Here is a 19,047-nt window from a genome sequence, read left to right as displayed (position 1 = left end):
AGAAAAGCTCCGACAAAATCGGAGCTTTTTCGTGACTACATTTTAACACTTAGTGATAAAGCATCGGCTTGATTCACATGATATCGCACTCGAATCACCTGGCCTTTCTTATCACAATCTTCCGTCCTTGAAAGCTTTCCTTTTCGAATCCAGACCGCAAGCATGGCATCAACTCCATCTTCGCTGAGCGAGAACTGCTTTGCTAGCTCTTGTCGATTTACGGCTGGGTTCGCTTCAATATACGCTTTCAACTCCGATAGAATCATGCCGTTTGCATCTCCATTTGTGCCTGCTTTTTGCCTTGGTTCTTAAGCAGTTTCCACACCAATGCGCCCGCTGCTAAGATTACAACGATCCACACAGCACTCGTCATCGGGTGAAGTGCAAAGTGTGTGACTTGGTAGTAAAGCGTCGCACCACCGTAGGCTAGCCCCATGGTCCATACTGCAATAAAGCGCGCGTACTTCTGTCCAAACTCTTTCACGTAAGCGCCCATAGCCGCAACACATGGAGTGTAGAGCAAGATGAAGATCAAATAGGCAAACGCAGCGTTACTGGTCACGAAGTAGCCTTTAAGGTTACCAAAAATAGAGCTATCTACCTCTTGGTCTTCTGCTACTGCTGACGAATCAGACAGATCACCGACATCGACACCCAGTGGGTCTGAGTAGCTGAGATCCGCTAGGTTCGCAGGAATAGATTCAACGGCTTCTTGAAGGCTACCTAGTAGATCATATTCGCCCTCTTCACCCTCACTAGAGGTATAAAGGCTGTTTAGCGTACCGACTACCGCTTCTTTAGCGAAGATACCCGTGATAATGCCCACTGTTGCTGGCCAGTTGTCTTGCTGAACACCCATAGGCGCAAAAACAGGGGTAACAACTTGCGCTGCTTTGGACAGTACTGAGTTCTCGCTATCTTGGTTACCAAAACTGCCATCTGTACCCACAGAGTTTAGGAAGCTAAGAATGGTCACAACCACAACGATGGTTTTACCGGCACCGAGTACAAAGCGCTTTAGCTTCTGCCAGGTCTTAATCATCACATTCTGGAAAGTTGGTAGCTCATAGTCAGGCATTTCCATCACTAGGCTATCGCTGGAGCCCGGATAAATCGTGTGCTTTAACACCAAGCCAGTAAAGACGGCTGCAACAATACCTAAAAGGTAAAGAGCAAATACCACGTTCTGACCGCTCTCTGGGAAGAATGCAGCCGCAAACAGAGCGTATACAGGCAGTCTCGCGCCACATGACATAAACGGTGCCATAGAAGCGGCGAGTTTACGCTCACGCTCTTGATCCAGCGTACGTGTCGCCATAATTGAAGGCACGTTACAACCAAAGCCAAGCACAAGAGGCACAAACGCTTTGCCTGGCAGACCAATTTTCTGCATGACTTTATCAAGTACAAACGCCGCTCGTGACATATAACCAGAGCTCTCTAGCACCGCCAAGAACAGATAAAGCGCGGCAATCACTGGAATAAAGGTCGCCACGGTTTGGATACCACCGCCGACACCATCAGCAATCAGAGTAACAAGCCAAACTGGAAGGTGGTCATCAAGAAGGTAGTGTCCGCCATCAACAAGAAGTGCGCCAACACCGATATCAAAGAAGTCGATGAAAGCACTGCCAATGTTAATGGAGAACATAAACATGAGATACATGACCACGAAGAAGAAAGGCACACCAACCCATTTATTGAGGATGAAGCCATCTACTTTTTCGGTAAAGCTTCGGCTCAGTTTACCCTCGCTGCGGCGAAGCTTTTTGCACTGCTCATGCAAGAAGGTGTACTTGGTATCTGCCACTTGAAGGTCAATGTCGATCTCTGCTTGGTTTGATGCCAGCTCGATCTCATCTCTCTGCTCTGAGGTGAGTGAGTTCAGCACCATAACATCATTTTCTAGCGCTCGAATCGCCAAAGCGCGAGAGCTCACTGACTCACCAGCAAAGGTCGGCTCAACTTTTGCGATCGCCTGTTCCATGTCAGAGCCGTAGTTAATCGCAAGTGCATCGAGAGTAAGACCTTGCACAACCGTTTTATGCAAACGCTCTTTCAGGGCTCTTACCTGATCTTTGTCAGTCGCAGAAAGCGTGAGCACTGGGCAGCCAAGTGCTTTTTCTAAGCCAGCGACATCCAGCTTGATACGTTCGCGCTTTAATGCATCCATTTTGTTAAGCACAACGACCATCGGACGACCAAGTTCACGCAGTTGAAGCGTCATGTAAAGGCTGCGCTCAAGGCTTGTCGCGTCGACAACATTAATAATAAGATCGGCTGGGTGAGTCAGTACCGCGCGAGAAGCAATAGACTCATCAATACTGTTGCCATCATTTCCGCTATCCAGTGCATAGATACCAGGTAGGTCCGTTAATTGAAATTGGTCACCGGCATGGCTGTATTGACCCGTTTTCTTCTCTACAGTTACGCCAGCCCAGTTACCGACTTGCTGCTTAGCACCTGTTAGGCCATTGAACAGGGTTGTTTTACCACTATTAGGATTACCAACAGTAAGGATGGTGTAGTTCATCACAATGACTCCACTTCAATTGATTGAGCAATATTGTTGCGAACTGCTAGTGACACACCACGCACTTCGATCTGCAATGGGTCGCCCATAGGAGCACGACGAATCACTTTTACTTCTGTGTTTGGTAATAATCCCATTACCATCAATTTTTTACGGACGTCACTCGATAGCCCAGTTAACGCAGTAATCTTGCCACTGCTTCCGATGTTCAAATCAGCAAGTTTCATTCAATTCACCCAAACTATGATTGGTAATGAGAAATATTAACATTAACAGTCATTTTATAGTTGCAAGCTTATTTTGCGCATTGCGCTACGTCAATTTAGTCCGGATTGCAAACGTATTATTTGTCAAAATATGTCCGTCAATTACGTCAAAATGTCATCTCAAAAACTTTTATCGTGACAAAACAATGACAGCTACAAAAACTAAATTTAAGTAAAAGCTCATATTTTCAACCACTTAATATCAAGCCAGAAAACTGTCGCAATCTTCATGGTAACTTGCCGTTATTTTTATAAGGAAATTAAGTCGAGTTATTTATAGTTAATACCAACAGAGCAACCTGCTCCTGTTAATCGAAATTCCAGAGGTGATGTGGGCGACCACATCACTCCGGCAGCAAGCGAAGGTGTCATTGACACCCGCGGTATGGTCCCCCGGCTATGCCGCGATTTTTTTTGTCTGCTATCTAATACCTCACAAACCTACCGTCCGCGAATTGTAAAAACACAAACACCACTTCATAATTTAACTATCTCTGATAAAAGGAAATTATCCTATGATGAAGTTAAATGGAGACGTTGGTGAAAGCTTTGGTCAATGGAGTATGGGATGCGACAGCGAACTGATCCCGCTTCTCGACATGGCAAACATCGCTTGTGGCTTTCATGCATCCGACCCCGACCACATGTCGCAAACCGTTAAACTTTGCAAAGCACATGACGTCACCATAGGAGCGCATCCGGGTTATCCAGACTTACAAGGATTTGGCAGGCGCAGTCTTGCCATGGCAAGTGAGTCCATTACTCACTCTATCCTTTATCAGGTAGGTGCGTTACAAGCAGTTACAAAGCATCATCAAACCTGCGTCGAGTACATAAAACCTCATGGCGCGCTTTACAACGATATGATGGCATCTGCATCTGTATTTGATGCTGTGTTACAGGCCGCTCATACGCTAGAGTTGCCTTTGATGATATTGGACACCGCAGAAGCTAACACCTATCGCTCTCTTGCTGATGAGCAAGGAGTTGCTTTGATTATGGAGGCATTTGCCGATCGTCGGTATCTGAGCTCTGGTCGCCTTGCGCCTCGTCAGCTCGACAACGCCGTCCTTCACCAGCCTGACGAAATATTGTCACAAGCGGATGCTTTTCTGTCACAGCGCCCAATCACCACCATAGAAGGCGAGTCATTACTTCTAGCGCCAGATACACTTTGCGTCCACGGTGATAACCAAGCGTCTATAAAAGTAGCAAGTCAGTTAAAACAGCGTATCGCTCAGACTGAAGCTAAGGCTAGATCATGAAGACGCCGTCTATAGAACAAGTGAGTGAATCGGCACTGCTGTTAACCTTTGCTAGCCGTATAGATACGTCCCTTCCTACGAAAATTGCCAGTATCGCCAATCAGCTAGAGCAAGCGTTCTCAGGCTCAATTACCAACTGCACCCCCTCATACACAACGCTACTTATTGAGTTTCATCCGATTCGCTGCTCTGCCAACCAAATCATTCAGTTCGTAGAGGGTATTTCTGCCAAAGATGAGATTAATAAGGACACGTTAGGTGAGCCTATTATGTTGCCTACCTATTATGGTGAAGAAGTTGCTCCAGATTTGCTCGCACTAGAAGCCTCGCTGTCGTTATCTCGAGAAGATATCGTCATGTACCACACCAGTCCGATTTACTCAGTGTGTGCGATTGGTTTTGCCCCTGGTTTTGCATTTCTAGCAGAGCTACCCGAGCAAATACGTGCACCTAGACACGTCACACCCCGATCGTTTGTGCCAAAAGGCAGTGTCGGTATCGCCAACAACCAAACCGCCGTCTATCCCAACGACACACCGGGAGGATGGCAAATTATTGGTAATTGCCCTTTACCCCTGTTTAATCAAGCGTCACCAGATCAATCACTTTTAAAAGTCGGTGACCGAGTGCAATTCCATGCCATTAGTAAACAGAAGTTTTTGTCGCTAGGAGGGCGCTTATGGGACGCCTAATTGTCATCAATGATAATCATCATATAACGACTCAAGACTTAGGCCGATTTGGAGCCAGTAAATACGGACTCACTCAAGGTGGCGCCGCAGACCTACATGCTCACTGTTGGGGACAAAAACTACTCGGTAACACCATGTCTAGCACCAGCCTCGAAATATTATTGGGGCGTGCCAAATTCCGAGCCGAGGGTGATATGACTCTTGTTCTCACTGGCGCAGATTGCAACGCCGAGATACAGACAGGGAGCACAGATAGTAGAAGAGTCGTCAATTGGCATCCATTTGGCCTCAGAGATGGACAAGAGTTGCATTTATCGATCCCTAGAGCGGGTTGCCGAACCTATATCTCTTCAAGCGGTGGATTCGATGTCGCAACCTTCATGGGAAGCACATCGACCGTCGAGCGCGATGGGGTCGGTGGTATCAAAGCAGGTTTGCCATTAGCTAATGGAGATTCGCTAAAGTCAGTCGACAGCGATGCATCCATTCCTTCAGATATCATGCCTAGAACGGCAATGCCCGATTACGAAGGCCTGCGTACACTTCGTATTATCCCTAGCTTTCAATATCACCAATTGGATAGGCGTCTTCTGCAAAGAGTTCTGCAACAACCTTACAGCGTCAGTCCGAACAGCAACAGAATGGGAGTTAGACTACAAGTAAGCCTTGAGTCAGAGCCAGTAAATACTCACTCACTCATTTCTGAAGGTATTGTATGTGGTGCTGTACAGCTCCCGCCCGATGGCAATCCTATTGTCATGTTAAGCGACCATCAAACGCTTGGCGGGTATCCAAAACTTGGTGTGGTCGCATTTCGCGATCTTTCCGTTTCGGCTCAATTAAGACCTGGAGATGCTGTGCGTTTACGCCTTACGAACCTCCCATTGGAGAGACTGAAGCAGCGCGCATTTTATCGCTACTTTAATCTGTAACAAGGTCACTGAATACCTAGCTTTCGGTCACGTCCATCATGGCAAACTTAGATGGTGGAAGACCAAAGTAGACCTTAAAGCGCTGTGAGAAATACGATGGGTCATTGAAGCCACACGCAAAGGCAACGTCCGACACCTTCTCTCCCTGCAGAAGCATCTCACAGGCTTTTTCCATACGAACATCCGTTAAGTAATCGGTAAAGGTGCTGTTAAACTGCGATTTAAAGCGGCGCTGGAAGCTCCTTTCTGACAAGAATAGAGCTTTAGATACAGACGCAGTGCTAAAGTCCGGGTCATTAAACTGCTCCGATACTAGTCGAGTAACTTGGCGCTTCCACTGCTCATGCTTGTCGACTTTTATTTCAACAGTCTGCTTCGAAGCCTCCACTCCGAGTATCGGTTTTCCAACTGTACGCTCTGAGATATCGCCAGAACCACTGTCTCGCTTGTCTTCTGGAGAGAGCATCCAACGAAGTGTCAAACGATTCGTGCTTCCTCTTTCGACCGGCTTTAACTCCCCACCTGAGCGATGAATATGAGCTGGGAGGCTCGAAGGGCTAAAGTCGAGCTGACTCTCTTTTCCGTCAAACGATTGAGTGGAGGCCTGTTCGTTGTAGTTAGGCAAAGGTAAACCATTGTCTTCGAAAATAACATTGAGTTTGGTTAGTTCATCATCGACCGTCACCTTAAGCACCTGACCTCGAACCATTCTTCGAAGTGCATTAGCGATGACAGAGTTGAAGATGATGTCGAGATTACACGTATCGAGAACTACACGCTCACAGCTCGCTTTGACCACGAGTTCGACTTTTATGCCGTAGCTATCCAGCTCTTTTTTCCACGCATCGACGGTAAACTTGAGGATACTAACCACAGAGCAAACAACAGGTGATGTACTCTCCTCATCAAAAATAGCCTTGATGTTGTCAAGTCCATCATAATCTGGCGCTTTACTCTTTGACCAGTTAGGGATCTGCTCAAGCTTAAACTGAGCACTATGTTGGGCCGCTTGCTCCACCAGCTCTTGCAGCAATAGTTGTCGGATTTTGAAAGCCTTACGCAACTGCTGATTATTACCAACCAATACTCGACTCTGGTGCTGAAGCTGCTCAGTTTTTAAGGCGACTTGTGTCTTCAACGAGCGGTTCATAAACCGGATCCGTCTTGAGCGCCAATAGATAATGCCAGCAATAAGCAGTATGGATGCTAGCCCTAGGACTGAATAGAACATGCCCGTCATGTACCAAGGAGTACGCACTAAATAACTGAAGCGTATAGGAAGACTCTGCTCTTGCGCACCTAGTACGGTCACTTCAAGGGAGTGGATACCTGGCGTTGGCTTATCAATGTTTAGTTGGAAGCCTTGCATCGTTTGCCAATCGGTATCAGGTGTTCGGTATACCAAACTTTGGCCTTGATTAGATGGCCACAAGCTCAATTGCAATGCAATGCTATCGCCATAATCAACGTCGTGGACCGCCTCTTGAATATCACCCAAGCTGATGGGTTCGTTATTCACCGATACTTGCGAGACTAAAACCTTAGGGGTTGGCGCAGGGTTATCTAGCAGTTTGTTGGGAGAAAACTCTACGATGCCATATCGTGAACCTAAAACGACGCGATCACTGTATGAGCTATAAGCGCAGCTACCGTTGATAAATTCATTACTTATCACACCATAAGGCGCACTTAGGTGTCTGACTATCTGCCCATTATCATTGTATGCGGTGAGTCCCGCAGAGCTAATAAGCCAAAACGCATTATCACTTCGAGTAATACAAACTGGTCTAGTGCTATCCTGAGAAAGCTCCAGTCGAGAAAATAACTGATGCTCAGTATCATAGCGAAACGCACCATAGCTGCTAGCAGCCCAGATACTATTATCATGCGCAACCATTTCGGTGACACTTCCAAATGGCTCACTTTCACCAATATAACGACTTCGACCTTGCTCAATGATATAGAGCCCGTGATCCGTGCCAATGAGGGCCCTATCCTCTCCAAGTGCATTTATCTCGGTCACCTTTGCTGGTAAGTGACCACTCACAACCCATTCTTGCCCATAGTCTTTTGCAGAGCGGGTTTCGATGTCGATACTGAAAAGATGAAGACCGTCACTGACCCACAAAACGTGACCACTCCCTAAAGCAACATGTTCGACCTGAGCCGGGAGGTTTTCTACGGTTTGATTCATTGCTGTAATTTGGTAAGCCCCAAGCTCTACATGCATAAGCCCTCGGTCTGTGGCCAACCAAAGCTCTTGCTCGCGCTGTGCAAGTGAGGTCACTGCGCCCCAAAATACCATCGCTGACTCACCCTGCTCATCAACGGAGTAGAGCGCGCTTCCGGTAATGACCCAATATCCTCCAAGCGGATTATCCATCACCTCCAGCTTTGGCTCTAAGCGATTCAGGTTTTCATCAATCGATACCGAGCTACGTTTAAAAAGCGAACCATACTCAGAAAAATAACGGACACCGTTGTTGGTCGCGATCCACATACCGAGTTCACCATCCGCGACAAGGGCATAGATCTTCTCTCCAGCAAGACCAAACTCATCGTGAGGGTTAAATTCGACCCGTTTAATTTCCTGAGACGCTTTGTCCAGAAGGTACAGTCCCTGCTCCGTCCCTACCCAGAAATGTGTCGCGGAGCTTCCAAGTGCAAGTACATGTTGACCTAATGGAAAGAACTGCCGTTCGCCAGTGTTCTCTAAGGATAAAGTCTCAACACCGGAATGGTAGCCTATGACAAGCGTATTCGACTGGGGCTCGACAAGTAACCGAGAGACTTGTCCACGATGTGTTTTACCCACATAGCTCAAGCTATCGTTTTGCCAACGATAGAGCCCAACATTGGTGCCTATATACCAGCCATCTGAAGTGTCTATCGCTGCGGTCACCGAAACGCCAACACCACCATAAAAGCGCTCAAACGCCTTGATCTCAATGGATTCAAATCGAGAGATTGAATCAATACCAAGATAGAGGTGTTGGTCGGTCGCAAACCAAATGTGCTCACCACCATTTCCAAGCGATTGAATATGCTCAGTCAGCTTAGTGGTATAAACCTTCTCAACGTTACCAAACGGCTTTTTAGAAAAAAGCTTGTTTGCCTTTGCATACCAAAACTGCCCCTCAAAAAAAGTGACGTCATTGTATTCGAACGCGAGATTCTCTAACTCAATAAACCGAGTACCATCATAGAAACGCACACGATTATGGACATCAATGGACCAAAGCCCTCCCTCTACACCTGGAAACAACTGTTTAGCTGCTAGGAACTGCCCATTGGTTTGTAATGACAAAGGATAAAAAACAGGAGGAAGCTCTTTCGCTTTTAGGCTTAATGGACATAGCAAAAGCAAAGCGGTGAACAAACAAGTAAATATCGAGCGAGCAGACACCGTTTGACTACCCGCTCTTTTATGCGAGGTAGTAGGCGAGCTAAGTGTTTGCAGCAAGGATAGAGTCAAAGCCAAACCAGTTAATTTGCGACGATAATTATCGTAAATCTACTGGATTTGGCTTTGTTAGGAAAGGAAAAGCGTGACTTCAGTCGCCTAAATGGCGAAATGATCACAGGTAAAACTTAATTAAACGCCCATTTTGTGGAACGGCACTCACATTATGTGCAATGTCATTTGTCGGCTTTTACTGACTTAGACACCCTGCATAGCTATCTGCAACTGCCTTTAAGAAGGTGAAGTAGCTGCCTTTTTTCACCACAATATCAGTACCTAATGGGTCGAGCTGACCAATATGCGTGCCCGTCCCGCGTGTCACTGACTCAACAACCGCAGGGGTAAATTGAGGCTCAGAGAACACGCATTTTACATTCTGCTCGCGCAGCGTTGTCTTAATTGAGATCAGTGTCTTAGCGCCCGGCTTACGCTCGGGGCTAACGGTAAAGTGTCCGAGGTTGTTGAGCTTAAAGAATTCCTCGTAGTATCCGTACGCATCATGGAAAACGTAGTAGCCTTCACTACGAACCGGCTCAAGTTGTGCCTTCACTTCATCAATCGTTTTATCTAGACTAGCTTCAAACTGCGCCAACTTTTGTTGGTAAGCTTCGGTATTATCAGCGTCAAGCTCTTGAAGCTTGGTCGAGATTGCACGCGCAACCTGTCGGCTCTGCTCAGGGCCTAACCATACATGAGGATCATAGCTACCATGATGATGACCTTCATGCCCATGGTCATGCTCATCTTCGCCAAATTCACGCAGCGATAGCCCGTCAATCGCTTCAATTTTTACCGTATTAGGCTGCCCTTCCAGAGACTTTGATAAGAAGCTCTCAAGATCGTTACCGAACCAAACCACAAGTTCACTGCTACGTAATTTCTTCACGTCAGAAGGTTTGAGTGCATAATCATGAGGAGAGGCGTTGGCATTCAATATTGAAGACGTAGATTGCCCATCGAGGATAAGCTCCTGAGAAATCATCTCAAATGGTTTAATACTGTTTAGCACTTCAAAAGCTTGCGATTTAAGCGGAAGCAGTGTAGTAAGTGCCACAATTGGAATGTAACGATGCATAGGGCTTCAAAATCCTTCTAGCTAGTAATGGCTCGAAATGTTACATTATAACACGTATCAATTGCAAATGAGTTCTATTTATGTCCGAACTGATTAAACTGGACCGCGTTAGTGTTGAGTTCAGCAAGAGAAAGGTTCTAGATAATATTAGCCTAACGATAAGTCGTGGTGAAATTCTCACTCTAATAGGTCCTAATGGTGCCGGAAAGTCGACGCTGGTAAAGGTCATACTGGGTCTTCAAAATCGCTACAAGGGCCATATTACGCGCGATAAAAAACTCAAGATTGGTTATGTTCCTCAGAAGCTCAAACTCAATGATTCACTTCCGCTTAATGTAGAGCGCTTTCTGGCATTAGCCGGTAAGTACAGCGTTCAAGAGCGGCTCGATGCGCTAAAGCTTGTCGGAGCTGAACACCTAATTAAGAACAACATGCATCAACTCTCTGGTGGTGAGAACCAGCGCGTATTGCTCGCACGTGCGCTCTTGCAACGGCCTGACATATTGGTTCTTGATGAGCCTGCGCAAGGTGTTGATGTGCAGGGTCAGATCGACCTCTACGAACTCATCGATTCGATACGTCATCGATTTAATTGCGCCGTGTTTATGGTGTCGCACGACCTTCATCTGGTGATGGCAAAGTCCGATAACGTTATCTGCCTGCACCACCATATTTGTTGCCAAGGCGCGCCACAAACGGTTAGGCAGCACCCTTCTTACATTGCATTGTTTGGTAGCGCTACGCAAGAAACACTGGCCTTCTATCAACATCAGCACCTACATCACCACCACGATCTTTCAGGTGAACCAGTGCAAGGTGACGCCACACAATGTTCACACCATGATCACGGACACGCCCATCATGATTGAGTTTTTACTTCCTTCGATTATTGCCGGTATTGGCATTGCTTTGATTGCTGGTCCACTTGGATCCTTTGTGGTTTGGCGCAGAATGGCTTACTTTGGTGATACGCTTGCCCACGCCTCGCTAATGGGCTTAGCGCTCGGCTTTCTGTTCAACATTAACCTCTACCTCGCGCTCGTCATTTGCTGCATGGCGCTCGCTATCGTTTTGGTGACGCTGCAAAAGCAAAAACTGGTCGCGACAGATACTCTGCTTGGGATACTCGCACATAGTGCGCTCTCGCTAGGTTTGGTTGCCGTTAGCTTTTTAGATAATGTTCGCGTCGATTTGATGAGCTACTTGTTTGGTGACTTGCTTGCTGTCTCGCCGACCGATCTTTTCTACATCTATGCTGGAGTCGCGGTGATTGGCTTGTTGCTATTCATTTTTTGGCGACCACTCCTCTCAACGACCGTCAATGAAGATCTCGCTGCCGTTGAAGGCGTCAACGTCGATTTAATGCGCTTAATCATTATGTTGATGGTGGGTCTGGTTATCGCTATCGGAATGAAGTTTGTTGGCGCACTGATTATGACATCGCTACTCATCATTCCCGCAGCCACCGCACGCAAGTTTACCGTGACTCCAGAGCAAATGGCCGTTACCGCATCTGTCATTGGTATCATATCTGTCTTTTGTGGCCTTAGCCTCTCTTGGTTCTACGATACACCTGCAGGACCATCAGTGGTGATCAGTGCAGCAGGGTTTTTCTTACTGGCTCAGCTCGCGCCCTCAAGAGCCTAACGTTCGACGGATTCTCAGGTTTACACGTAATTTAGATACCAGAAACAAAAAAGCTCTAGCGAATCGCTAGAGCTTTGTATTTTTACAAGTAGGCATTACCAACCGGTGATCTCACGAAGACCTTTACCAATGTCAGCAAGGCTCTTAACCGTCTTAACACCCGCAGCTTCTAGCGCTGCAAACTTGTCTTCTGCGGTACCTTTACCACCAGAGATAATCGCACCAGCGTGACCCATACGTTTACCTGGAGGCGCTGTAACACCTGCAATGTAAGAGACAACTGGCTTAGTGACGTTCTCTTTGATAAACGCCGCCGCTTCTTCTTCCGCTGTACCGCCGATCTCACCGATCATAACGATCGCTTCAGTTTCAGGATCTTGTTCGAACAGCTTCAGGATATCAATGAAGTTTGAACCTGGGATTGGATCACCACCGATACCAACACATGTAGACTGACCAAAGCCTTCGTCAGTTGTCTGCTTAACTGCTTCGTACGTAAGCGTACCTGAACGAGATACGATACCCACTTTACCTTTCTTGTGGATATGACCCGGCATGATACCGATCTTACACTCATCAGGAGTGATAACGCCTGGACAGTTTGGACCAATCATCACAACGCCCGCTTCATCTAGACGTACTTTAACGTCAAGTAGATCCAGCGTTGGAATGCCTTCAGTGATGGTTACGATCAGCTTAATACCAGCATCAATCGCTTCAAGAATCGCATCTTTACAGAACGGTGCTGGTACGTAGATAACTGATGCCGTTGCACCCGTTACTTCAACCGCTTCGCGCACTGTATTAAATACAGGAAGACCTAGATGAGTTTGACCACCTTTGCCTGGAGAAACACCGCCTACCATTTGTGTGCCGTAAGCAATAGCTTGCTCTGAGTGGAACGTACCTTGACCACCAGTGAAGCCTTGGCAGATAACTTTTGTATCTTTATTAATTAGTACAGACATTATTTGCCCTCCGCTGCAGCAACTACTTTTTCCGCTGCTTCTGTTAGCGAGCTTGCAGCAATGATATTCAGACCACTTTCCGCGAGTTTTTGTGAGCCTAGAGGTGCATTGTTACCTTCTAGACGAACCACTACTGGTACTTCAACACCCACTTCTTCAACCGCGCCAATGATGCCATCCGCGATAAGGTCACAACGTACGATACCACCGAAGATGTTAACCAGTACCGCTTTCACGTTGCTGTCAGATAGGATGATCTTAAACGCTTCGGTTACACGTTCTTTTGTCGCGCCGCCACCTACGTCAAGAAAGTTAGCTGGCTGACCGCCGTGTAGGTTTACAATGTCCATGGTACCCATTGCAAGGCCCGCACCGTTAACCATACAGCCGATGTTGCCATCAAGTGCTACGTAGTTAAGCTCCCATTGAGCCGCGTGTGCTTCACGCTCATCTTCTTGTGAAGGATCGTGCATTTCACGAAGTTTAGGCTGACGGTAAAGTGCATTTGAATCGATGTTGATCTTGCCATCAAGACATAGAAGGTTGCCTTCGCCAGTGATAACCAGTGGGTTAATCTCTAGCAGTGCAAGGTCGTATTGAGCAAACATGTTGCCTAGACCCATGAAGATTTTTACGAATTGCTTGATTTGGTCGCCTTCAAGACCAAGCTTGAACGCAAGCTCACGACCTTGGTAAGCCTGTGGACCCACTAACGGATCAATCGCAGCTTTATGAATAAGCTCTGGCGTTTCTTCCGCCACTTTTTCAATCTCAACGCCACCTTCAGTTGATGCCATGAACACGATACGACGTGTAGCACGGTCAACAACGGCACCAAGATACAGCTCATTGGCGATGTTAGACGCTTCTTCAACTAGGATCTTAGTCACTGGTTGGCCATTTGCGTCTGTTTGATAAGTCACTAAGTTCTTACCAAGCCACTTCTGAGCGAATTCTTTAACACCATCTTTGGTGTCATGAAGTTCCACGCCGCCCGCTTTACCGCGGCCACCAGCGTGAACCTGACATTTAACTACTTTCTTTTCAGTACTGATACGACCAGCAGCTTCGAATGCTTCTTGTGGGGTGTCACATGCGTAGCCTTCTGGTACAGGCAATCCGAATTCTGCAAACAGCTGTTTGGCTTGATATTCATGCAAATTCATTGTGCGATTCCATTTGTTATATCCCTGAGGGATTTTATATTTCCATATACCGATTATCGGTAATACGTCTGTAGGAGTACTCGTTAGAGCCGCCTCTTCGGGGCTTACTAAGGAGCTAGACGTTGAGCTAGTCTAGCTCCATTTATTTTGGACGTCTATACATCCAAAATAAAAACAACGCTTAACTATACATCCAGTAGCAAGCGTGTTGGATCTTCCAGTAGTTCCTTGATAGTCACCAAGAAGCCTACTGACTCACGACCATCAATTAAACGGTGGTCATAAGAAAGCGCTAAATACATCATCGGCAGGATCTCTACCTTGCCATCAACAGCCATCGGACGGTCTTGAATCTTGTGCATACCCAAGATTGCCGCTTGTGGTGGGTTGATGATAGGCGTAGACATTAGTGAGCCAAACACACCGCCGTTAGTGATGGTGAAGTTACCACCCGTCAACTCTTCAACCGTTAGTTTGCCGTCACGACCTTTGATCGCTAGCTCTTTAATACCTTTCTCGATATCAGCAAAGCCTAGTGAATCACAGTCTTTTAGTACTGGTGTCACAAGACCACGTGGCGTTGAAACTGCCATGCTGATGTCAAAGTAGTTGTGATAAACGATGTCATCACCGTCGATAGATGCGTTCACTTCTGGGTAGCGTTTTAGCGCTTCCGTTACGGCCTTGACGTAGAAAGACATGAAGCCTAGACGAGTGCCGTGGCGCTCTTCAAACTGGTCTTTGTACTGCTTACGAAGATCCATAATTGGCTTCATGTTCACTTCGTTAAACGTCGTCAGCATCGCAGTGCTGTTCTTCGCTTCAAGCAGACGCTCCGCTACACGTTTACGTAGGCGAGTCATAGGTACACGTTTTTGGCTACGAGCCAATACAGGTGCTACCGGTGCCTCAGCTTCAGCTTTAGGTGCGTTCTTCGCTGTAGCCAGATGCGCTTCGATGTCTTCACGCGTAATACGGCCGCCAACACCAGTGCCTTTTACATCCTCAGCTCTGAGGTCGTTCTCTGCAAGAAGACGACGAACGGCTGGGCTCAGAGCGTCATTAGACTCTTCTGTAAGCGCCGCTTTGTGACGCTTGTCTGGAGAAGCTTCTGTTGATTCAGTGGTATCTGTGGTTGGTTCACCAGCGACGGCACCAGGCTTAAGCTTGGCAATCAGCTGCTTAGATAGAACCGTTGCGCCTTCTTCTTCAATAATCTCTTCAAGAACACCTTCTTCAGGTGCAGGGACTTCAAGAACCACTTTATCGGTTTCGATATCAACGATAACTTCATCACGCGCTACCGCTTCGCCTGGTTTCTTGTGCCAAGTCGCGACTGTCGCGTCTGCAACTGATTCAGGTAAGTCTGGAACCAGAATTTCAATTGTCATATCTGTTTCTTCCTTTTTCTTCTAGTTCTTAATCTAGGGTCAACGCGTCAGAAATTAACGCTTTCTGTTGTTTCAAGTGTACCGACATATAACCAACCGCCGGAGATGCTGATGCTGGACGGCCAGCGTATTTCAAGTCAGCGCCTGCAGGGATAGCTGCACGGAAATTGTGTTGACTTGAATACCAAGCACCTTGGTTTTGAGGCTCTTCCTGACACCAAACGAAATTTTGAGCATTGGTGTATTCAGCAATCTTGGCTTTTACATCATCCAGTGGGAATGGATATAGCTGTTCAATACGAACAATCGCCACATCTTCTTGCTCGTTGTTACGACGTTGCTCTAGCAGGTCGAAATAGACTTTACCGGAGCAGAATACAACGCGCTTGACGTTTTCTGGCTTAAGCTCATCGACTTCACCGATCGCAGGTTCAAACGTACCCTCTGCCAAATCTTCAATGCTAGACGTACACAATGGGTGTCTTAGCAGTGACTTAGGTGACATGACGATAAGCGGACGACGCATTGGACGAACGACCTGACGGCGAATCATGTGATAAACCTGAGCTGGCGTTGATGGAATCACCACCTGCATGTTTTGTTCAGCACATAATTGAAGGTAACGCTCTAGACGAGCCGAAGAGTGCTCTGGACCTTGACCTTCATAACCGTGCGGCAACAGCATCGTCAGACCGCACAGACGACCCCATTTTTGCTCACCAGACGAAATAAATTGGTCGATAACAACTTGAGCACCGTTGGCGAAATCACCAAACTGTGCTTCCCAAATCGTGAGACCACTTGGCTCTGCTGTTGCATAGCCATACTCAAATGCCAGTACCGCTTCTTCCGATAGAACCGAGTCAAATACCTGGAATGGACCCTGTTTATCGTGAAGGTTAGCAAGTGGAATGTAGGTACTTGCATCTTCTTGGTTGTGCAGCACTGAGTGACGGTGGAAGAACGTACCACGACCAGAATCCTGACCTGAAATACGGATGCGCTTACCATCATCGAGCAGCGTTGCATACGCCAACGTCTCTGCCATACCCCAGTCGATCATCTTCTCGCCACTCATCATGGCAGCACGATCGTTGTAGAGCTTGTTGACTCGACTTTGGAGCTTATGGCTATCTGGATATTGACCAAGCTTCTGACCAAGAGCAACTAGACGCTCAGTACCAACTTGACCACCCCACTCTTCGTCCCAATCTCGACCAAGATACGGAGACCAGTCAACAGAGTGAAGAGCCATTGGGCGCCACTCTTTACAAACCACTTCACCACGATCCAGCGCGTCACGGTATTCATTGATCATCTGCGTTGCAGTTTCAATGTCACTCTCTTCACGCTCGATCAGGACATCCGCATACAGCTTACGCGGTGTTGGGTGCTTTTTGATCTTCTGGTACATCAGTGGCTGAGTAGCGTTCGGCTCATCAGCTTCGTTGTGACCATGACGACGATAACAAACTAGGTCAATAACCACGTCTTTCGCGAACTCGTTGCGGAAATCTAAGGCAATCTGAGTAACAAATGCCACCGCTTCTGGATCATCTGCGTTAACGTGGAAAATCGGCGCCTGAACCATTTTCGCGATATCGGTACAGTACATCGTTGAACGAGTATCGCGCGGATTAGAGGTCGTAAAGCCAACTTGGTTATTCACTACGATGCGAATAGTACCGCCAACTTTAAAGCCACGTGCTTGCGACATGTTAAAGGTTTCTTGTACGACACCTTGACCCGCAATCGCAGAGTCGCCGTGAATCGTAATAGGCAGAACCATACCGCCATCTTTATCGCCTAAGCGATCTTGACGAGCACGAACTGAACCAATAACAACCGGGTTAACGATTTCAAGGTGAGATGGGTTGAATGCTAATGCTAAATGCACATCTCCACCTGGCGTCGCGAAGTCAGCAGAGAAACCTTGGTGGTACTTAACATCACCTGTACCCCATGTTTCGTCGTGCTTACCAGCGAACTCATCGAAAAGGTCTTGAGGTTTTTTACCCAAGACGTTAACCAACATGTTCAAACGACCACGGTGCGCCATACCAATGACCACTTCACGCATGCCTTGGCTACCAGCATGTCGAATCAGTTCTTTTGTCATTGGGATTAGAGCATCACCACCCTCTAGCGAGAAACGTTTAGCACCTGGGAATTTAGCACCAAGATAGCGCTCTAGACCTTCAGCGGCGGTAAGTTCTGCTAAGAAAGTGTGTTTATGTTCGGAATCAAAGGAGGGTTGACCAACGACCGACTCTAGACGTTGCTGAATCCAACGTTTTTGAGCAGTGTTCGTCATGTGCATATATTCTGCACCGATAGAGCCACAGTAGGTTTTTTGCAGCGCCTTGTGAAGATCACGTAACGTCATGCTTTCTTGCCCGATAGCAAAAGAGCCTACATTGAACGTTTCGTCTAAGTCATCTTCGGTGAGTGAATGGAACGCAGGCTCCAATTCATCAACGGTTGGGCGTTTCCATAAACCAAGTGGGTCCAGATTAGCAGCTTGATGCCCGCGGAAGCGGTAAGCATTGATAAGCTGTAGAACCTTTACTTGTTTTGCATCGACCTCGGGGTCACTTACTTGAGCACTTGAATGCTTTGTTTCTTGAGCGAGTCGTCGGAAGTAATCACGGACACGTGAGTGCGGTTGTTCAACCACATCAGGCTGCACAGGCAACCCATCAAATACACGTTTCCACTCCTCACTTACCTGTTCGGGATCACTTAGATACAGTTCGTAGAGGTCTTCTACGTACGTTGCATTGGCGCCTGCCAAGTGTGAAGACTCGAGCCATGCCTTCATCACACTATTGTGCATATTTTCCCTTAACCAGTAGTTTTCACGTATGCATCGGTCTACGCCGAGCTATAAGAAGCCGACTCTCCAGGGCGTCGAGTCGGCAATTTTTATTTTTTATTACACCGAACGATTAACAAGCATTGACTTGATATGACCAATCGCTTTCGTCGGGTTGAGTCCCTTAGGACATACACTGACACAGTTCATAATGCCGTGACAACGGAAAACGCTAAATGCATCATCAAGATTTGATAAGCGTTCATCTGTTGCCGTATCACGACTGTCAATCAGCCAGCGATACGCCGCGAGAAGACCTGCAGGTCCAATGAACTTGTCTGGATTCCACCAGAACGATGGGCAAGAAGTCGTACAACACGCACACATGATGCACTCATAGAGACCATCAAGGTGTGCTCGTTCTTCTGGCATTTGCAGGTTTTCACGCGATGGTGGCACATTCCCATCTGAAATGAGAAATGGCTTAACTTTCGCGTAGTTATCATAAAACTGAGTCATGTCTACAATCAAGTCTCGAACGACCGGAAGTCCCGGTAACGGACGAATGACTATCTTGCCACCCTCAAGCGCTGATAATGGTGTGATACAAGCAAGGCCGTTCTTACCATTCATGTTCAGACCGTCGGAGCCACAAACCCCCTCACGGCATGAACGACGAAAAGCGATCGTTGGGTCTTGCTCTTTCAGCAAAATCAGAGCATCAAGTACCATCATGTCCGACCCTTCATCCACCTCTAGGGTGTAGTCTTTCATGTATGGCTTGTTATCTACATCCGGATTGTAACGGTAAAGAGAGAAATTAAGTTTCATAGT

At 47.1% G+C, this 19,047-nt stretch carries 15 protein-coding genes; 5 read left to right on the top strand and 10 right to left on the bottom strand.

What is annotated here, in order from left to right:
• Positions 1–35 precede the first annotated feature (35 nt).
• From J4N45_RS03710 to J4N45_RS03700, 3 genes are read right to left on the bottom strand one after another with little or no spacing between them, the layout of a single operon-like run.
• Positions 36–266: a FeoC-like transcriptional regulator gene (locus tag J4N45_RS03710; protein ID WP_252013699.1), complete on the bottom strand. Its 231-nt coding sequence runs from the start codon at positions 264–266 to the stop codon at positions 36–38.
• Positions 263–2,533 (bottom strand): Fe(2+) transporter permease subunit FeoB, encoded by a 2,271-nt coding sequence (feoB, locus tag J4N45_RS03705; RefSeq protein WP_252013698.1) that lies wholly within the window; start codon positions 2,531–2,533, stop codon positions 263–265. Before feoB ends, J4N45_RS03710 begins: the two co-directional genes overlap by 4 nt.
• Entirely contained in the window at positions 2,533–2,760 is a 228-nt protein-coding gene (locus J4N45_RS03700; RefSeq protein WP_128647839.1) for a FeoA family protein, read from the bottom strand. Before J4N45_RS03700 ends, feoB begins: the two co-directional genes overlap by 1 nt.
• A 557-nt stretch (positions 2,761–3,317) precedes the next feature.
• Here J4N45_RS03700 and J4N45_RS03695 point away from each other — a divergent pair.
• From J4N45_RS03695 to J4N45_RS03685, 3 genes are read left to right on the top strand one after another with little or no spacing between them, the layout of a single operon-like run.
• On the top strand, positions 3,318–4,064 hold the full coding sequence (locus tag J4N45_RS03695) for a 5-oxoprolinase subunit PxpA (protein WP_503056848.1): 747 nt from the start codon (positions 3,318–3,320) through the stop codon (positions 4,062–4,064).
• A complete protein-coding gene (gene pxpB, locus J4N45_RS03690) occupies positions 4,061–4,756 on the top strand; it encodes a 5-oxoprolinase subunit PxpB (RefSeq protein WP_252013696.1) in 696 nt (231 codons plus the stop codon). The genes J4N45_RS03695 and pxpB overlap by 4 nt, the downstream gene beginning before the upstream one ends.
• Entirely contained in the window at positions 4,744–5,688 is a 945-nt protein-coding gene (locus J4N45_RS03685) for a 5-oxoprolinase subunit C family protein (protein ID WP_252013695.1), read from the top strand. The genes pxpB and J4N45_RS03685 overlap by 13 nt, the downstream gene beginning before the upstream one ends.
• A gap of 16 nt (positions 5,689–5,704) precedes the next feature.
• On the opposite strand, the gene J4N45_RS03680 is transcribed toward J4N45_RS03685, so the two are convergent.
• Positions 5,705–9,094 carry a helix-turn-helix domain-containing protein gene (locus J4N45_RS03680; protein WP_252013694.1) on the bottom strand — a complete coding sequence of 1,130 codons (3,390 nt, stop codon included), beginning with the start codon at positions 9,092–9,094 and terminating at the stop codon, positions 5,705–5,707.
• Positions 9,095–9,341: 247 nt separating this feature from the next.
• Positions 9,342–10,226, bottom strand: coding sequence for a zinc ABC transporter substrate-binding protein ZnuA (gene znuA / locus J4N45_RS03675; RefSeq protein WP_252013693.1), 885 nt, complete (start codon positions 10,224–10,226; stop codon positions 9,342–9,344).
• A gap of 80 nt (positions 10,227–10,306) precedes the next feature.
• Between znuA and znuC the strand changes: the two genes are divergently transcribed.
• Together znuC and znuB are read left to right on the top strand one after the other, a co-directional pair.
• Positions 10,307–11,095: a zinc ABC transporter ATP-binding protein ZnuC gene (gene znuC, locus J4N45_RS03670; protein ID WP_252013692.1), complete on the top strand. Its 789-nt coding sequence runs from the start codon at positions 10,307–10,309 to the stop codon at positions 11,093–11,095.
• Positions 11,088–11,873 (top strand): zinc ABC transporter permease subunit ZnuB, encoded by a 786-nt coding sequence (znuB, locus tag J4N45_RS03665; RefSeq protein ID WP_234494375.1) that lies wholly within the window; start codon positions 11,088–11,090, stop codon positions 11,871–11,873. Before znuC ends, znuB begins: the two co-directional genes overlap by 8 nt.
• Before the next feature lie 95 nt (positions 11,874–11,968).
• On the opposite strand, the gene sucD is transcribed toward znuB, so the two are convergent.
• The 5 genes from sucD to J4N45_RS03640 all read right to left on the bottom strand — a co-directional run bounded on the left by sucD (position 11,969) and on the right by J4N45_RS03640 (position 19,044).
• Positions 11,969–12,841: a succinate--CoA ligase subunit alpha gene (gene sucD, locus J4N45_RS03660; protein WP_042476406.1), complete on the bottom strand. Its 873-nt coding sequence runs from the start codon at positions 12,839–12,841 to the stop codon at positions 11,969–11,971.
• The gene (gene sucC / locus J4N45_RS03655; protein ID WP_042476405.1) at positions 12,841–14,007 is read right to left on the bottom strand and encodes an ADP-forming succinate--CoA ligase subunit beta; all 1,167 of its coding nucleotides are present in this window, start codon (positions 14,005–14,007) and stop codon (positions 12,841–12,843) included. Before sucC ends, sucD begins: the two co-directional genes overlap by 1 nt.
• A 185-nt stretch (positions 14,008–14,192) precedes the next feature.
• Positions 14,193–15,398, bottom strand: a complete 1,206-nt coding sequence (gene odhB / locus J4N45_RS03650) for a 2-oxoglutarate dehydrogenase complex dihydrolipoyllysine-residue succinyltransferase (protein WP_252013691.1) — start codon at positions 15,396–15,398, stop codon at positions 14,193–14,195.
• Between the two features lie 28 nt (positions 15,399–15,426).
• A complete protein-coding gene (sucA, locus tag J4N45_RS03645; RefSeq protein WP_252013690.1) occupies positions 15,427–18,234 on the bottom strand; it encodes a 2-oxoglutarate dehydrogenase E1 component in 2,808 nt (935 codons plus the stop codon).
• 99 nt (positions 18,235–18,333) lie between these two features.
• Entirely contained in the window at positions 18,334–19,044 is a 711-nt protein-coding gene (locus J4N45_RS03640; protein ID WP_042476400.1) for a succinate dehydrogenase iron-sulfur subunit, read from the bottom strand.
• Between the last annotated feature and the right edge of the window lie 3 nt (positions 19,045–19,047).

Source organism: Vibrio sp. SCSIO 43140, from assembly GCF_023716585.1.
GTDB classification, from domain to species: Bacteria; Pseudomonadota; Gammaproteobacteria; order Enterobacterales; family Vibrionaceae; genus Vibrio; species Vibrio maritimus_B.
Note: the sequence above shows the minus strand (reverse complement) of the source record. Positions and strands in the feature narration are given on the sequence as shown.

What these genes read in the sequence shown, in the direction of transcription:
- J4N45_RS03710 (WP_252013699.1), bottom strand. Translation starts at nt 266, where the DNA reads ATGATTCTATCGGAGTTGAAAGCGTATATTGAAGCGAACCCAGCCGTA.
- feoB (WP_252013698.1), bottom strand. Translation starts at nt 2,533, where the DNA reads ATGAACTACACCATCCTTACTGTTGGTAATCCTAATAGTGGTAAAACA.
- J4N45_RS03700 (WP_128647839.1), bottom strand. Translation starts at nt 2,760, where the DNA reads ATGAAACTTGCTGATTTGAACATCGGAAGCAGTGGCAAGATTACTGCG.
- J4N45_RS03695 (WP_503056848.1), top strand. Translation starts at nt 3,318, where the DNA reads ATGAAGTTAAATGGAGACGTTGGTGAAAGCTTTGGTCAATGGAGTATG.
- pxpB (WP_252013696.1), top strand. Translation starts at nt 4,061, where the DNA reads ATGAAGACGCCGTCTATAGAACAAGTGAGTGAATCGGCACTGCTGTTA.
- J4N45_RS03685 (WP_252013695.1), top strand. Translation starts at nt 4,744, where the DNA reads ATGGGACGCCTAATTGTCATCAATGATAATCATCATATAACGACTCAA.
- znuA (WP_252013693.1), bottom strand. Translation starts at nt 10,226, where the DNA reads ATGCATCGTTACATTCCAATTGTGGCACTTACTACACTGCTTCCGCTT.
- znuC (WP_252013692.1), top strand. Translation starts at nt 10,307, where the DNA reads ATGTCCGAACTGATTAAACTGGACCGCGTTAGTGTTGAGTTCAGCAAG.
- znuB (WP_234494375.1), top strand. Translation starts at nt 11,088, where the DNA reads ATGATTGAGTTTTTACTTCCTTCGATTATTGCCGGTATTGGCATTGCT.
- sucD (WP_042476406.1), bottom strand. Translation starts at nt 12,841, where the DNA reads ATGTCTGTACTAATTAATAAAGATACAAAAGTTATCTGCCAAGGCTTC.
- sucC (WP_042476405.1), bottom strand. Translation starts at nt 14,007, where the DNA reads ATGAATTTGCATGAATATCAAGCCAAACAGCTGTTTGCAGAATTCGGA.
- odhB (WP_252013691.1), bottom strand. Translation starts at nt 15,398, where the DNA reads ATGACAATTGAAATTCTGGTTCCAGACTTACCTGAATCAGTTGCAGAC.
- sucA (WP_252013690.1), bottom strand. Translation starts at nt 18,234, where the DNA reads ATGCACAATAGTGTGATGAAGGCATGGCTCGAGTCTTCACACTTGGCA.
- J4N45_RS03640 (WP_042476400.1), bottom strand. Translation starts at nt 19,044, where the DNA reads ATGAAACTTAATTTCTCTCTTTACCGTTACAATCCGGATGTAGATAAC.